The sequence below is a fragment of the Amycolatopsis sp. NPDC114504 genome, assembly GCF_055633595.1.
This window is the reverse complement of record NZ_JBVKDU010000003.1, coordinates 1-14,513: the sequence shown is the minus strand read 5'-3', so window position 1 is coordinate 14,513 and position 14,513 is coordinate 1. Positions and strand designations below refer to the sequence as shown.

Below are 14,513 nucleotides of genomic sequence, written 5' to 3'. Positions count from 1 at the left end.
CTCAGGATGAATAGGCTTCGAGTTCGGACAGCTGCCCGGCGGGCCAGCCGGTGTTGCCGGTGAAGGTCAGCCGCAGGGTGCGCGCGGACGTCGCCGGGAACGTGATGGTCGCGGTGTTCCCCGACGCGGGGTTGAACGTGTAGCCCGCCGCGGCCTTGACGCCGTCGACGGCGATCGTCTGGGTGCGCGTACCCCACGCCGAGGACGGCGGCAGCTTCAGCACCAGCCGCGACACCGAAACCGTGCTGCCGAAGTCGACGGTCAGCGTCTGCGGGAACGCGTTGTTCGCGCTCTCCCAGTAAGAGTTCGCGTCGCCGTCGACCGCGTTGGCCGGCGGGAAGCCGCCCTGGGAGCCGGACGCGCTGATCGCCTTGTGCAGCGCCAGGTTCCCGCTCGGCTGGGTGGGAGTGGTGGTCGGCGGGGTAGTGGTCGGCGGCGTGGTTGTCGTGCCGCCGTTGTCCGAGCCGTACACCGGCGTCGGCCAAGAACCGCAGAACGTCGTCGACCAGCCGGAGTTGCCACCCTGGTCGGCCAGCCCGGCCATCGCGTCCGCGCCCATGCAGTTGTAGACGCCGGCCCGCCCGACGCCGGTCGCGACGACGTTCTTCACCGACCCCGTCGGCTTGGCCTGGATCTGCCACGCGAACGTGCCCGCCCCGGTGATCCGGACGTTGGTGAAGTGCACGTCGGTCGTCGCGCTGTCGATGAACTGGATCGCCTCGTAGTTGTTGTCCTGCAGGTCGAGGTCGGTGACGTCGACGCGGCCGGTGATCGCCGAGTCGCGGCCGTCGAACCACAACGCGCCGACGCCGAACTGCCAGTTCGAGTCGAGCACGCCGGTGCGGATCGCGGTGTTGCGCGCGACGGTCGTCGTGCCGGCCAGTGGCACCGCGCTGAACCGGTTGGCGATGTGGATGCCGCCGCCCTGGTCCTGGTTGTCGGCCACGACGTTGTCGGCGACGGTGTTGTCGTGCCCGCCGTAGATCGCGATGTTGTTGGCGAGGATCGGCAGCAGGACGGTGTTGAACGAGAACGTGTTGTGGTGGTCGGCGTCGTGCTCGGACCACATCGCCAGGCCGTCGTCGCCGGTGTTGCGCAGGAAGTTGTTCGTCACGGTGACGTTGCTGATGCCCTGGTGCAGGTTCAGCCCGTCGGCGGTCTGGTCGAGGATCCGGTTGCCGGACACGGTGAGCCCGTCGAACGGCCCGTCCAGCCACAGTCCGACCTTCGTGTGCTGCAGCCACAGGTTCTGCACGACCGAGCCGCCGCCCAGCGCGCCCCCGATGGCGTTCGACTGGTCGCAGTCGACACGGGCGTCGACCTGGCCGATGATCGCGAAGTCGTACAGCTTCACGGCGCTGCTCGTGCCCGGGACCGCGCCGTTGCCGGGGTACGTCGACGTCCCGCAGCTGGCCGGTTCGCCCTTGCCGAAGATCCCGGCGCGTGGGCCGGTCAGCACCGAGTACCACGGGCCGGCGCCGCGGATCGTCACCTGGTCGACGGTGATGTGGTGCCCGAGCGTGAAGGTGCCGGACGGGATCCAGACCTCCTTGCCCTGGCTGCGAGCGGCCGCGACAGCCGAGTCGAACGCCGAAGCGTCGTCGCTCGTGTCACCGGCCGTGGCGCCGTAGTCGGTGACGGACACCGAGTTCGCCGGCCGCGTGGCCGCCCCGCCGACCTGCTCGAAGTCCGCGAGGTCGATCGTCGCCGGGACGTCGCCCGCGTCGACCTGCAGCTTGATCTTCGTGCCGGCCGGGTACGACGTGCCGAGCAGCGCGCGGGTCTCGTCGTAGAAGTGGTGCGCGTGGCCGTCACCCGGGTTGTTGGTGAACGGGTACGAGCCGTAGTACCAAGCCCACTTCGACGTCAGCGGGACGTCGCGGTTGTGCGCGCCGCCGACGTACAGCGAGATCGTGCCGTTCACCGAATCCGGGACGCTGTAGCGGAAGTCGATCGAGTTCGCCGCGGCGGTGAGCGTGAACTCGACGTACTGGCCCTGGCCGGACAGCGTCACGGCTTTGCGGCCGGACGCCTCGCCGGCGAGTGTGCCCGCGTTGCGGTTCGGGCCGATGACCGAGCCGTTCGTGGCGGCGTTCTCCGCCTCTTGTTCGAGGAAGGGCACGCTCGCACCGCGGCCGGCCGCGAGGGCCGACCCGCCGGCGGGAACGGCGGCGATCGTCAGGCCGGCCGCGACGGTCACGGCGGCGGCGAGAGCACCGAATCTCTTGGCCCGGAGGCGATCCGGGGCTTTTTCGGGCGCGCTGAAGACAGAGCTGGGAGACATGGGCGGCACTGGCCTTTCCGCAGCAGGTGGGGACCTCTGTGATCCGGATCATACGAATCTCGGACAAGAAATCGCAATAGTTGGACTAACTTACGCAACTTTGCGACAGGAATTGACGACTGCGCCGGATGTCCGACGTCCGCTTACGCCCGGCGGAGCAACGCCTCGGCGGTGGGGAGGCGCTGATAGTTTTCAGTCATGAGCCAGCGACGTGCGGACGGCAGCGCCGGGGACGCGGACTACGGCGCGATCGGCGGGGTCTACACCGACTACCGCAAGCCGGATCCCCGCATCGGCCAGTACATCCTCGACGCGCTGGGGGACGCGCGGACCGTGCTCAACGTCGGCGCGGGCGCCGGCGCCTACGAACCCGAAGACCGGGAAGTGACCGCGGTCGAGCCGTCCGCGTCGATGCGCGCGCAGCGCCCGGCGGACCTGCCGCCCGCGGTCGACGCCGTGGCCGAGAAGCTGCCGTTCCCGGACCGGGCGTTCGAGGGCGCGATGAGCACGTTCAGCGTCCACCAGTGGAACGACCTGTGGACCGGGCTGAAGGAGCTGCGCCGCGTCACCCGCGGCCCGATCGCCATCCTGACCTGCGACCCGGCTCTGCTGCGGCGGTTCTGGCTGCTCGACTACGCGCCCGAGGTGATCGAGACCGAAGCGCGGCGCTACCCGTCGGTCGACGACATCGCCGACGGGCTCGGCGGCCACACGTCGATCGTCCCCGTGCCCATCCCGATCGACTGCACCGACGGCTTCAACGAGGCCTACTACGCCCGCCCGGAGCGCCTGCTCGACCCGGGCGCGCGGCTGTCGTGCTCGGCGTGGAGCTTCGTCGACGACCGCGTGCACCACCGGTTCGCCGCCGAGCTGCAGCACGACCTCGACGACGGCACGTGGGAACGCCGCTACGGCCGCCTGCGCGAGCAGCAGACGTTCGAAGGCTCGCTGGTCCTCGTCGTCTCGGACCCGACGGGATGACGCCGCCGCCGTTCGACCCGGAGCTGGCGCCGGTCGTCGAAACCCTGCGGGCGCTGCGCCCGCCGCTGGCTTCGCTCGACGACATCCCCGGCCGTCGTGAGCTGAACGCCGCCGAGCACCGGACCGTGGAAGAGCTGGCCGCCGCGTACCCGGCGCACAAGGTCGCCGAGGAGTACGCGGGGGACGTTCCGCTGCTGGTCATGACGCCGGCGTCGAGCGCGGGGGTCCTGTACTACGTGCACGGCGGCGGCACGATCGTCGGCAGCCACCTCGGCCAGGACGTGCCGAACCTGCTGGACTGGGCGGGCGGCCTCGACCTGACGATCGTCTCGCCGGGCTACCGGCTCGCGCCCGAACACCCTTACCCGGTACCGGTCGAAGACTGCTACGCCGGTCTCTTGTGGACGGTCGAGCACCACGCCGGCCCGGTGGTGCTCGGCGGCATCAGCGCGGGCGGCGGGCTCGCGGCGGCCACGGCGCTGCTCGCCCGCGACCGCGGCGGACCGGAAGTCGCCGGGCAGCTGCTGCTCTGCCCGATGCTCGACGACCGCAACGACACGCCCTCGGCGGTCGACCTCGACGGACGCGGCCTCTGGGACCGCACGGCCAACGCCGTCGGCTGGACGGCGTACCTGGGCGACCTCGACGACGTCCCGCCCTACGCCGCCGCGGCCCGCGCCACCGACCTTTCCGGCCTGCCACCGGCGTTCCTGGACGTCGGCACGGCGGAGACGTTTCGCGACGAGGTCGTCGCCTACGCGAGCCGGCTCTGGCAGGCGGGCGGCGAAGCCGAGCTGCACGTCTGGCCCGGCGGCTTCCACGGCTTCGACTCGCTGGCCCCGGAAGCGCGGGTCAGCCGGGCCGCGCGCGCAGCCCGGCTGACCTGGTTGCGGCGCCTACTCGGCCAGTAGCTCCTGCAGCTCCCGCACCGCGACAGCCAGTTCGTCGGCGAAGCGGTACATCTCGGCCGAGACGTGCTTCGGCGTGCTGAGGTAGATGTTCCAGCGGTCCGGCAGCAGCACGTACGCGATGCCGATGCACTGCGGGCTCGTCGAACCGAACCCGAAGTACTGGATGTTGACCGACGGCGCCGAGCTGGTGCTCAGGTAGTCGTCGCGCGTCTTGACCCAGCCCGGCGAGCTGTACAGCGCCGCGACCTCGGGGTCGCCCCGGCGCTTCCCGATCAGCTGCAGCTCCCACAGGTGCTGCTCCGGCGCGTCGCCGGCCTGACACTCCTTCGCCCGCGAGACGTGCTTCGCGGCCGCCGCGCGAAACGCTGAACGCTTCTCTTCCACGGAGGCGTCGGAGGTCAGGACGTCGGCGAAGCGCACGACCTCCGGCGTCACGACCCGCATCGCCTCGGTGCGGCCGTTCCGGAACTGCCGGGTGGCGATCGACTCGTACGTCGCGCCCGTGAGGCCCTTCGCCCGGCGGTGCGCCAGCTGGTACGCCATCTGCGCGAAGGCGTCCGGCGACATCTTCAGTTCTTTCGCCCGGTTGGCGCCGAAGTCGAACGACACGGTCTGCGTCGCCGTCGCGTCCGCGTACGCCCGGAAGGCAGCTCCCGCGGCCTGGGCGTCTTCGCGCAGAGCGTCGGTCAGCGTGAACTCGACGACCTCGTGGCCGGGGACGCCCTCGGCGCTTTCCCGGGTTTCCCGCGAGCCGCTCAGCAGCGCGTCGGTGAGGCCGAGGATCGTGGTGCCGTCGAGTTCGCAGTGCTCGACGTTGATCCCCGCGGTGCCGTCCTCGAACACGATGAGCGACACGGCCTTGTCGTACCAGCGGTTGTCGCCGTGCAGCAGCCGGTCACTCGCTTCCAGGGCGTCGGACGGCGTGAAGTCGTCCAAGCACAGGCAGAACAACGCCGTCTCGATGGTCTCGAGTGCCGGAGCGTTGCCCGCGTCGAGCAGTGCCTTACGGGTGACCGCCCATTCCGCACGCGCCTTCGTCGTGAAGTGCCCGACGGGGACGTCGGTGACGTGGTCGTCCTTGAGGATCGCCCGCAGGCCGTCGGCGATCTGCTCGGGCGAGTACGGGCGGCCGTCCTCGGCGATGACGTCGAGCCGGAACGGCGTGTCGCGGTGGAACACCACGATGTGCCGCTCGGGCGACGGGAACCGCGTGCGCGCGGTGTCGAGCAGCTCGCCCGGGATGCGCGTCGCCGAGAACAGGTACTTGTGCTGCACCATCGACTGCGGCACGCCGCGCACGAGCACCGGCGGCAGCAGCTCGTCGTCGAGCTTCAGCTTGTAGTCCACGGCGGACGCGGCCAGCTCGGCCGCGCGCTCCACCTGGCCCAGCGGGGAGTCCTGGAACAGGAAGAAGAAGTTGGCGTTGAGCGCGATCCGGTCGCGGCGGCCGAGGTAGCGGTACGGCCAGAACGTGTCGAGCCAGCTGTGCACGCCCGGCGAACGGTCGTACTCCTCGAGCGCGGCCTGCAGCTCCGGCCCGGGGCCGGCCAGGAACTCCGCGACGGCCGCTTCGGTCTCGGCCAGCTCGTCCGGCGTCAGCAGCGGCGCGCACCACTCGAGGAAGCGGCGGCCGCTGTCCTCCAGCGCAGGGACGGGGACGCGGGGGAGCCGGTCCTCGTTGCCGAAGGTGCGGGTGGACCAATCCGGACTGCTCACGGTCATCCTTCTTGCTGGGAAGTGGCGAGCACGGCCGCGAGTTCCGCGGCCGCGCCTTCAGGGCGGGAAACATACAGCTGCGCGTAGAGCCAGCCGTCGGACTCCACGCCGGCCGGGTCGACCCCGGCGGCGTCGAGGGTGTCGAGGATCTGCGTCCGCTCTTCGGCGGAGGCGAACCGCCGCTGCCGGAACACGCCCGGCACCTGCGCGGTCTCGTACCCGAGCCCGGCCAGGCTGTCGGCCACCGGCTCGTAGGAGAACATCCGCAGCACGAAGTGCGCCATCCACGGCCGCGAGCCCCGGGCGATCCGGGCGAGCGTCTTCTCGGTGACGTAGCCGACGCAGCCGGTCGAGATCACCAGGTCGACGTCGTCGAGCAGCTTCCGCTGGGTGCTGTCCGGGTCGTCGCTTTCGAAGTCCGCGTGGATCGCCTCGTCGAGGAACCCGGCGGAAAGCGCGTACTCGAGCGCCGGCGCCGCCGCGTCGAGGCCGAAGAACTTGGCGCCGCCCGAGCCGGTGATCAGGGCCCGGTCGGCCTCGATCAGCCCCGCGTGGTTCAGCGCCAGCACGTCCGGGGCGGTGTAGTGCGCGTAGAGGTCGTCCATCGTGGCGTCGCAGCGGCGGAGCGCGGCGTTCACGCCGTACGAGCAGCCGACGTCGAGCACGGTCGGCTGGTCGGCGGGGTGTTCGCCGATCAGCGTCGCGAAGTACGGCTTCGCGAGCTGGGGGATTTCGTAGCCGACGCGACGCAGCGTGCCGAAGAACGGCCGCGGGTCGGGTGCGGTGTAGATGTGGTCGAACGAGATCTTGCCGGTCGAGTCGAAAGGCACAGGCCAGGCTCCTGATCTAGTCGAGCAGCTCGTCGCCCCGGTCGGTGCGCCCGGCCAGGTGCGCCGGCAGGACCCGGCCGAACAACTGCCTGGTCCGCTCCGCGCTGCCGATGACCCCCGGGCGCTCGCTGTAGGCGAAGATCGCCGAGTGACGCGCGACCTCGCCCCTCACCGTACTGACCCGGTGCAAGGCGAAGCGCCCTTGAAAGAGCTGCAGATCGCCCGGACGGAGGCTCAGGCGCTGGGCCGGACGGGTGCTTTCGCCGTCGAGCACGGCCCGGACGGCCGGGAAGTTTTCGTCGGTCGCCGACCGGATGCCCGGGCAGTATTCGAAGGTTCCGCCGTCGTCCGCGGCCTGCGTCAGCATGCTGACGGTGTAGGAGTTCGTGTCGAAGTGCCACGGGTGCGCGCGGCCGGGCGCGATCACGTTGAGCGTCAGCCCGGACAGCGGGTCGGCGAGCTCGTGCAGCTCCGGCAGGCCGAAGCAGTCGGCGACGAACCGCTGGAACAGCGGGCTCGTGTAGAGCCGGCTGATCAGCGACGACGCCGGGACGCGGTCACGCGCGACGAAGGCGTTGCCGCGCTCCATGATCGTCCGGCCCGGGTGGTCGTCGGGCAGCGGCTCGTCGATCGCGGTGTTGTACGCGTTGACCTTTTCGATCTTCGTGTACGCGTGCGGTTCGAGCGCCGCGCACTCCGCGCGGAGAACGTCGTGCAGTTCCGGGCGGATGAAGTCGGCGAGCACGCTGCAGCCGACGTCGGCCAGGTCCGCGCGGGTGCGGTCGACGGTCACGCGCCACGCGGGACTGTCCGGATCGGTGAGCGGGTAGCGGTCGGTGTCGACCATTTCCAGTGGCGCTACGGAGGTGCTCATCGAGGTCCCTTCCGGCGGGTGAAGGAACAGAGTTAGCACAGAGTCCGGCTGGTCAACTGTCGGTTTGTGATCGGTGACACAAGGTCATCACGCGCCGACCTCGGTGGCCCACGAGCTGACGGTGACGGTGTCCGTGGTGCCGAGGTCGGTGTCCAGCGGCTGCGCCTGCGCGGGCTCGCCGGGAACGGGCACCACCGAGATCGCCGCGCCGGAGCGCTTGTCGCCATCGGTGACGGTGGCCGACCACGCGAGCACCGCGACGACCTTCTCACCCGGTTGGACGGTCAGGTCCTGCGGACCGAGGTCCCGCGCGAAGTACGACGTCCCGTGCTCGACCTTCACCTCGAGCGACGAACCGTCGCCCGCGAGGATCTTCAGGTCCGGGTAGCCGGTGACCTTCCGCGGTGTGGTGTCCCGGTTGGTCAGCGTCAGGACGCTCGCGCGGTGCCCGAGGCCGGCCTCGACCTGACCGACCGAAAGCGACAGTCCGGCCGACGGCGGCGGCGCGTACGTCGGGCTCGGCGTCGCCGTGGGTGTCGGGGCCGGTGGTGGTGGCGGCGGAGTGCTGCAACCGGCGAGAAGCGCGACGAAGAGAAGTGGTGCGAAGCGAGAAACCCCCATGGACCGGAAGAGTAGCGGGCGCCCCGGAGCCGGGCGCCCGCTACCGCTTTTACGGCGTGAGCAGGGGAAGCAGCGGCTTGCGGACCGCGGTCGCGACGCCGTCCGAAGCCTCCGCCGCGGCGATCCGCTCGGCCGACGGCCGGCCGTAACCCGTGGTGCGCTGCACGAGCGGGCGGCCCAGGGGTTCGACCATCTCGCGCATGTCGCTGATCGTCTTGTACGACCCGTTCGACGCGCCGGCCATCCGGCTGATCGTCTCCTCCATCAGCGTGCCGCCGATGTCGTTGACGCCGCCCTGCAGCACCGCGCGGCTGCCCTCGGTGCCGAGCTTCACCCAGGAGCTCTGGATGTTGTCGATCATCCCGTGCAGCAGCAGCCGGGCCAGCGCGTGCACCGCGCGGTTCTCGTTCTGCGTCGCGCCCGGGCGGGCGAGGCCGGCGAGGTAGATCGGCGAGCTCTGGTGGATGAACGGCAGCAGCACGAACTCGCTGAACCCGCGTCGCCCGTGCTTCTCCAGGCCTTCGCGCTGCAGCTTCGCGAGCAGCTTCAGGTGCGCGACCCAGTGCGCGGGAGTGTCGACGTGGCCGTACATCATCGTGGACGTCGTCGGCAGCCCGATCTCGTGCGCCGTGGTGACAACCTTGATCCACTCCGACGTCGGCAGCTTGCCCTTGGTGAGCACCCAGCGGACGTCGTCGTCGAGGATCTCCGCGGCCGTACCCGGCAGGGAGTCGACGCCGGCTTCCTTGGCCTTGATGAGCCAGTCCTTCAGCGACAGGTTGGTGCGTGAAGCGCCGTTCACGACCTCCATCGGGCTGTAGGAGTGCAGGTGGATCTCCGGCTGCCGGCGCTTGACCTCGGCCGCGAGGTCGAAGTACGCGGTGCCCGGCAGGTCCGGGTGGATCCCGCCCTGCATGCAGATCTCGGTCGCGCCGGCGGCCCACGCCTCGTCGACGCGGTCGCCGACCTGCTCCAGCGAGAGCGTGTACGCGTCGGCGTCGGTGCGACGCTGGGCGAAGGCGCAGAAGCGGCAACCCGTGTAGCAGACGTTGGTGAAGTTGATGTTCCGCGTGACGACGAACGTGACGTCGTCGCCGACCGTCTCGCGGCGCAGGTCGTCGGCCAGCTTCGTGAACGCGTCCAGTTCCTTGCCGTCGGCGGACAGCAGCGCGAGCGCGGCGTCGTCGGACAGCCCGGCGGGGTCCTTTTCCGCGCTGCGCAAGGCTTCCAGCACGGTGGAGTCGAACTTCTGCGGCCCGGTCTTGATCCGGTCGCCGATCTCCTTCCAGTCCCCGTAGACGGAGTCGAAGTCGCTGCGGCGGTCCTCGGTGCGGCCGGTGGTGTCGATCTCGGTGTGCAGGTCGGTGCGCCCGGACTCCTGCCAGCCGCCGTCCGGCTCCTGCCACGGGATGCCGACCGGCATCGCGCCTTCGCGGGCCATCCCGGTCTTGGCGTCGACGAGCGCGGCGACGTGCCGGGTGATCCGCGGGTCCAGCCACGGCTCGCCGGCGTTGACGTACTCCGGGTAGATCGTGAGCCGTTCCTTGAGGTCGAAACCGGCTTCCCCGGTGCGGCGGGCCAGCTCGTCGATCTGCGGCCACGCGCGTTCCGGGTTGACGTGGTCCGGGGTCAGCGGCGAGACGCCGCCCCAGTCGTCGATGCCGGCGCGGATCATCAGGTCGTACTGGCGCCCGATCAGGTTCGGCGGCGCCTGGATGCGCATCTTCGGGCCGAGCACGAGCCGCGCCACGGCGATGTTCGCGGCCAGCTCTTCGAGGTCGGCGTCCGGCGTCGCGCGCATCTTCGTGTCCGGCTTGGCCCGGAAGTTCTGGACGATGACTTCCTGGATGCCACCGTAGGTCTTGGCGATCTTGCGGATCTCGAACAGCGCGTCGGCGCGCTCCTCGAACGTCTCGCCGATGCCGATCAGGACACCGGTGGTGAACGGGACGCTGCTGCGGCCTGCGTCTTCGAGGACCCTCAGCCGGACCGCGGGATCCTTGTCGGGTGACCCGTAGTGCGGCCCGCCCTTCTCGCTCCACAACCGGGTCGCGGTGGTCTCCAGCATCATGCCCATCGACGGCGCGACCGGCTTGAGGCGCTGGAAGTCCTGCCAGGACAGCACGCCCGGGTTGAGGTGCGGCAGCAGGCCGGTCTCCTCCAGCACCCGGATCGCCATCGCGCGGACGTAGGAGAGCGTGTCGTCGTAGCCGTGCGCGTCCAGCCAGTCGCGGGCGGCCTTCCAGCGGTCCTCGGGCCGGTCGCCGAGGGTGAAGAGGGCTTCCTTGCAGCCCATCTCCGCGCCCTTGCGGGCGATGTCGAGGACCTCGTCCGGGGACAGGAACGGCGATTCGAGCCGGCCCGGCACCGTGACGAACGTGCAGTAGCCGCAGCGGTCGCGGCAGAGCCGGGTCAGCGGGATGAACACCTTGCGGCTGTAGGTGATGACGCCGGCGCGGCCGGCCTCGGCCAGGCCCGCGTCGCGGATGCGGGAGGCGTACTCGGAAAGCGTGGTGAGGTCGTCGCCGCGGGCGTGCAGCAGGACGCTCGCTTCGGCAACGTCCAGTGTCTTCCCGTCACGCGCCCGGGCGAGCGCGCGGCGCATCGCGGAGGTGGTCGGGGCGGTGGCGTCGGGTTCGGGTCCCATTCCACCCACGCTAGGACCGTCCTCGCGGGACCAGCCAGTGTGCGTTCCGCACCTCTCTGACCCGATCGGTGCGCGTGATCGTCGTCGCAGGTCAGGATGCTCGGCTGGTTGTCGATCAGTGCGCCGGCGTGTATTACCTAAAGGGTGGCATCGGTGGTCGGGAAGAAGATCGGCGGACGGACGTACTACTACCTGGCGGAGTCCGCCCGGGTCGACGGCAAGCCGCGGGTGGTGACCCAGCGCTATCTCGGGACCGCCGAGGAGATCGCGCGCGCCGTCCCGGGCGGCGAACCCGCGTCGGCTTCGTACCGGACGTACGGCGACGTCGCCGCGGTGTGGGCGACCCTCGAGCGGCTCGACTTCGTCCGCCGCGTCGACGACGTCGTGCGCGCCAAGCCCAGCCTGGGCGCCACGCTGGCGATCGCGGTGCTGCACCGCGCGACCGCGCCCGGCTTGCCGATCGGCGAGTGGTGGGCGGACTGCGCCGTGGCCGATCTCGTCCGGCCGAAGGTGACCTCGATGGACGGTTACTGGCGGGCACTGGACCGGCTGACCCCGGACCGTCTGGAGCGCATCGAGGAAACCGTCGCCGAGGCGGTCCTGGCCACGCTCGACGACCACGCGGCCCTCGCCGTGGACGTCCCGCAGTTCGCGGTGTTCGCGCCCGCGGACTGCACGCTGCCCTCGGCCTGCCGGGAGGTGCTGGCGGGCGCGGGCCTGCGGGTGACCCGCGACGGCGCCATCCCGCTGGCGTCCCGGCTCTACCGGCGTGACGACTCCCCGACGTTCGCCTCGCTGACCGCGGAGCTGGGCCCGGCGACGCTGATCTTCCACACCGGCCAGGCGGCCCAGCTCGACCTGGGCTCCCGCAGCGGCTTCGTCGGCTCGCTGCCGCTGCCCGACCACCCCGAGCTGCTGACGCAGCCCGCGTCCGCCCGCAAGCGCGTCGACCCCGAACGGTTCGCCGGCCTCACCGCGCTGGACACGCACGCCGTCGTCGACGGCGTCCGGCGGCGGGTGATCCTCACGCATTCGGCGACGCTGCACGCGGCCCAGTCCCGCGCGTTCGCCGACGAGCTGGCCACCGCGACCCGCGAGCTCGACGGACTGGCCGAAGCCCTCGCCGCCGGCACCCACCGCGGCGACCGTGCCCAGGTGCACGCCGAGATCGGCCGCGTCACCCGCGGCCGGCGCGTCGAGCGCGTGCTGACGGCGGTGCTGAGCGGCACGAAACCCGGCGAGATCCGGCTGGAACGGCGGATCGACACCGCCGCCGTCGCCCGCCTCGACGAGGAGTTCTTCGGCAAGCAGGTGCTGGTCACCGACCGGGACTGGCCGATCGGGGACGTCGTCACGGCGTACCGCGCGCGGACCCACCTCGAATCCACGTTCCGCTGGCTCACCGGCCCGGCCGTGACCGGGCCGACCCCGCGCTGGGAGTGGACGCGGCAGCGGATCGCCGCGCACGGGCTCGTGTCGGTGCTCGCGGCGACCGTGACGCACCTGATGCGGCGCGAGGCCGACCGGGCCGGGATGAACCTGTCCGTGCGCGAGCTGCTCGATCAGCTCGCGGGCATCGGCGAGCTGGTGCTGCGCTACCCGTCCACCGGCGGGCGGCCGCGGACGAAGCGCCTGCCGACCGAGCGGGACCCGGCCCAGCAGGCGCTCTTCTCGCTGTTTCAGGACTCCCGGTAGATCTGCAGCGCGGAGAAGCTCTGGACCACGGGCATCAGCTCGATGACGTTGATGTTCACGTGCTTCGGCTGGTTCGCCGCCCAGAAGACGGACTCCGCGACGTCGTCCGCGGTCAGCGGCGTGGTGCCCTGGTAGACCTTGTCCGCCTTCTCCTGGTCGCCGTCGAAGCGGACCTTCGAGAAGTCCGTGCCGCCGACCATCCCGGGCTCGACGTTCGTCACGCGGACGCCGGTGCCGTGCAGGTCGCTGCGCAGGTTGAGGCTGAACTGGTGGACGAACGCCTTGGTCGCGCCGTAGACATTGCCGCCGGGGTAGGGGTAGGTGCCGGCGATCGAGCCGATGTTGATCACGTGGCCGCGGCCGCGCTCGACCATCCCGGGTAGCAGCGCGCGCGTGACGTGGGCGAGGCCGCGGACGTTGGTCGCGATCATCTCGTCCCAGTCCTGGAGGTCGGCGCGCTGCGCGGGCTCGAGGCCCTTCGCCAGGCCGGCGTTGTTGACCAGGACGTCCACCTCGCGCCAGTCCGCGGGGAGGCCTTCGATGGTGGTTTTGACCGCTTCGGTGTCGCTGACGTCGAGCTTGACGGCGAGGACGGCGTCACCGAGCTCGCCGGCCAGCTTCTCGAGCTTGTCCTCGCTGCGGGCGACGGCGATCACCCGGGCGCCCTCGGCGACGAACCGGCGCGCGATGGCGTCACCGAAGCCGGCGCTGGCGCCGGTCACGAACACGGTCTGCTGGGTCATGGCGTGGCTCCGCTGCTGCTCGTCAGGAACGTGTCGAGTGCCTGGTTGAACTCGGTCTCGCATTCCAGGTTAGGCAGGTGGCCCGCGCCCTCGACGACCACCAGGGTCGAAGCTGCGATCTCGCGGTGGATCAGCTCGGCGTCGGCGACCGGCGTGAACTCGTCCTCGCTGCCGACGACGACCAGGGTCGGCACGGAGATGTTCTTCAGTCCTCCGGTGTAGTCGGGGCGCTCGGCGCGTCTCCTGAGCGCGGCCGCGGCTCCCTTCTCGGGTGCGTTGCGCATCATCCCGCGGACGTGCGCTTCGACGTCTGGCCTGGCCGCGCGGGTCTGCTTCGAGATCATCTTGGGGAGGAGCTCGTCGGCGTAGTCCGCCATGCCTTCCTCGGTGATCCTCGCGGCGGTGTCGATGCGGGCTTGCCTCGCCGCCGGGGTGTCGAGGCCGGGGAAGGTGTCGGCGAGGACGAGGGCGGTCACCCGTTCCGGGTGGCGGGCGACGAGCTCCATGACGATCTGGCCGCCCATGGAGAGGCCGCCGAGGACGAAGCGCTCCATCCCCAGGTGGTCGGCCAGCTCGACGAGGTCGTTCGCGAAGACGTCGAGGGTGGTCTTGGTGCCGTGCCCGGGGGACTCCCCGTAGCCGCGGAGGTCGGGGGTCACGACGCGGTGGCCGCGCCCGGCCAGGTGCGCGGCCTGGGGACGCCACATCGAGCGGTCGAAGGGGTGGCCGTGGACGAGGAGGACCGGCCGGCCGTTCTTCGGGCCGAGGTCGTCGTGGGCGAGGGTCATGCGGCCGACGCTAGGCGGAGCTTTGGCGCGGTGCAATACGGTGCAATGTACTCGGAGCAATGTCATTTCCCTGGCGCCCGCGGCCGGTTCGGGGCACACTGGGCCTCAGGCGGGCTCCGTCATGGGGTCTGACCTGCGCTGATCTTGTTAAGGGACCCCCCTGTTTCGGGCCCTTTTTCGGCATGTAAAGTTCTCCAAGTCGCCAGGGAAACCGGGCGGCGGGGATACGAACCAAGCTCTCGCTCACCGCGATTGAGTGGGTGTCCCACCAAAAACTGCTAGGAATACTCGCTTCGAGTAAGGCCGCGTGAAAGCGGTGCGACTCGAGGTGTGTTGCTTGAGAACTCAACAGTGTGCTAGTGAACTAAGCCAGTAGAGCTTATATAGAACCTCGTATGAGGTTCCTTTGAGAATGATTGAGTA

11 protein-coding genes are annotated in these 14,513 nt (G+C 70.5%); 3 read left to right on the top strand and 8 right to left on the bottom strand.

Translation table 11 applies throughout. The annotated features are described in order from the left end of the window. Position 1 precedes the first annotated feature (1 nt). On the bottom strand, positions 2–2,284 hold the full coding sequence (locus ACZ7PG_RS21405) for a discoidin domain-containing protein (protein ID WP_470240846.1): 2,283 nt from the start codon (positions 2,282–2,284) through the stop codon (positions 2–4). Between the two features lie 198 nt (positions 2,285–2,482). Here ACZ7PG_RS21405 and ACZ7PG_RS21400 point away from each other — a divergent pair, with 198 nt between their 5' ends. Beyond that, complete coding sequence (locus tag ACZ7PG_RS21400; protein ID WP_470240845.1) at positions 2,483–3,265, top strand: class I SAM-dependent methyltransferase; 783 nt, start codon at positions 2,483–2,485, stop codon at positions 3,263–3,265. Continuing rightward, entirely contained in the window at positions 3,262–4,176 is a 915-nt protein-coding gene (locus ACZ7PG_RS21395) for an alpha/beta hydrolase fold domain-containing protein (protein WP_470240844.1), read from the top strand. Before ACZ7PG_RS21400 ends, ACZ7PG_RS21395 begins: the two co-directional genes overlap by 4 nt. On the opposite strand, the gene ACZ7PG_RS21390 is transcribed toward ACZ7PG_RS21395, so the two are convergent. The 5 genes from ACZ7PG_RS21390 to ACZ7PG_RS21370 all read right to left on the bottom strand — a co-directional run bounded on the left by ACZ7PG_RS21390 (position 4,162) and on the right by ACZ7PG_RS21370 (position 10,864). Next, positions 4,162–5,898 (bottom strand): choline/carnitine O-acyltransferase, encoded by a 1,737-nt coding sequence (locus ACZ7PG_RS21390; RefSeq protein WP_470240843.1) that lies wholly within the window; start codon positions 5,896–5,898, stop codon positions 4,162–4,164. The genes ACZ7PG_RS21395 and ACZ7PG_RS21390 overlap by 15 nt on opposite strands. Continuing rightward, a complete protein-coding gene (locus ACZ7PG_RS21385; RefSeq protein WP_470240842.1) occupies positions 5,895–6,722 on the bottom strand; it encodes a class I SAM-dependent methyltransferase in 828 nt (275 codons plus the stop codon). The genes ACZ7PG_RS21390 and ACZ7PG_RS21385 overlap by 4 nt, the downstream gene beginning before the upstream one ends. 16 nt (positions 6,723–6,738) lie before the next feature. Beyond that, positions 6,739–7,596 carry a HalD/BesD family halogenase gene (locus ACZ7PG_RS21380; RefSeq protein WP_470240841.1) on the bottom strand — a complete coding sequence of 286 codons (858 nt, stop codon included), beginning with the start codon at positions 7,594–7,596 and terminating at the stop codon, positions 6,739–6,741. Between the two features lie 87 nt (positions 7,597–7,683). Beyond that, complete coding sequence (locus tag ACZ7PG_RS21375) at positions 7,684–8,217, bottom strand: DUF4232 domain-containing protein (protein ID WP_470240840.1); 534 nt, start codon at positions 8,215–8,217, stop codon at positions 7,684–7,686. Between the two features lie 49 nt (positions 8,218–8,266). Then, a complete protein-coding gene (locus ACZ7PG_RS21370) occupies positions 8,267–10,864 on the bottom strand; it encodes a bifunctional FO biosynthesis protein CofGH (protein ID WP_470240839.1) in 2,598 nt (865 codons plus the stop codon). Between the two features lie 153 nt (positions 10,865–11,017). Between ACZ7PG_RS21370 and ACZ7PG_RS21365 the strand changes: the two genes are divergently transcribed. Then, on the top strand, positions 11,018–12,559 hold the full coding sequence (locus tag ACZ7PG_RS21365; RefSeq protein ID WP_470240838.1) for an IS1634 family transposase: 1,542 nt from the start codon (positions 11,018–11,020) through the stop codon (positions 12,557–12,559). Here ACZ7PG_RS21365 and ACZ7PG_RS21360 read toward each other — a convergent pair. Beyond that, positions 12,544–13,302, bottom strand: a complete 759-nt coding sequence (locus tag ACZ7PG_RS21360; RefSeq protein ID WP_470240837.1) for an SDR family oxidoreductase — start codon at positions 13,300–13,302, stop codon at positions 12,544–12,546. The two genes, ACZ7PG_RS21365 and ACZ7PG_RS21360, sit on opposite strands and share 16 nt — an antisense overlap. Then, positions 13,299–14,090, bottom strand: coding sequence for an alpha/beta fold hydrolase (locus ACZ7PG_RS21355; protein WP_470240836.1), 792 nt, complete (start codon positions 14,088–14,090; stop codon positions 13,299–13,301). Before ACZ7PG_RS21355 ends, ACZ7PG_RS21360 begins: the two co-directional genes overlap by 4 nt. Positions 14,091–14,513 lie beyond the last annotated feature (423 nt).

Coding starts and splice junctions, on each gene's coding strand:
- ACZ7PG_RS21375 (WP_470240840.1), bottom strand. CDS start 8,217: ATGGGGGTTTCTCGCTTCGCACCACTTCTCTTCGTCGCGCTTCTCGCC.
- ACZ7PG_RS21360 (WP_470240837.1), bottom strand. CDS start 13,302: ATGACCCAGCAGACCGTGTTCGTGACCGGCGCCAGCGCCGGCTTCGGT.
- ACZ7PG_RS21395 (WP_470240844.1), top strand. CDS start 3,262: ATGACGCCGCCGCCGTTCGACCCGGAGCTGGCGCCGGTCGTCGAAACC.
- ACZ7PG_RS21405 (WP_470240846.1), bottom strand. CDS start 2,284: ATGTCTCCCAGCTCTGTCTTCAGCGCGCCCGAAAAAGCCCCGGATCGC.
- ACZ7PG_RS21370 (WP_470240839.1), bottom strand. CDS start 10,864: ATGGGACCCGAACCCGACGCCACCGCCCCGACCACCTCCGCGATGCGC.
- ACZ7PG_RS21380 (WP_470240841.1), bottom strand. CDS start 7,596: ATGAGCACCTCCGTAGCGCCACTGGAAATGGTCGACACCGACCGCTAC.
- ACZ7PG_RS21400 (WP_470240845.1), top strand. CDS start 2,483: ATGAGCCAGCGACGTGCGGACGGCAGCGCCGGGGACGCGGACTACGGC.
- ACZ7PG_RS21355 (WP_470240836.1), bottom strand. CDS start 14,090: ATGACCCTCGCCCACGACGACCTCGGCCCGAAGAACGGCCGGCCGGTC.
- ACZ7PG_RS21390 (WP_470240843.1), bottom strand. CDS start 5,898: ATGACCGTGAGCAGTCCGGATTGGTCCACCCGCACCTTCGGCAACGAG.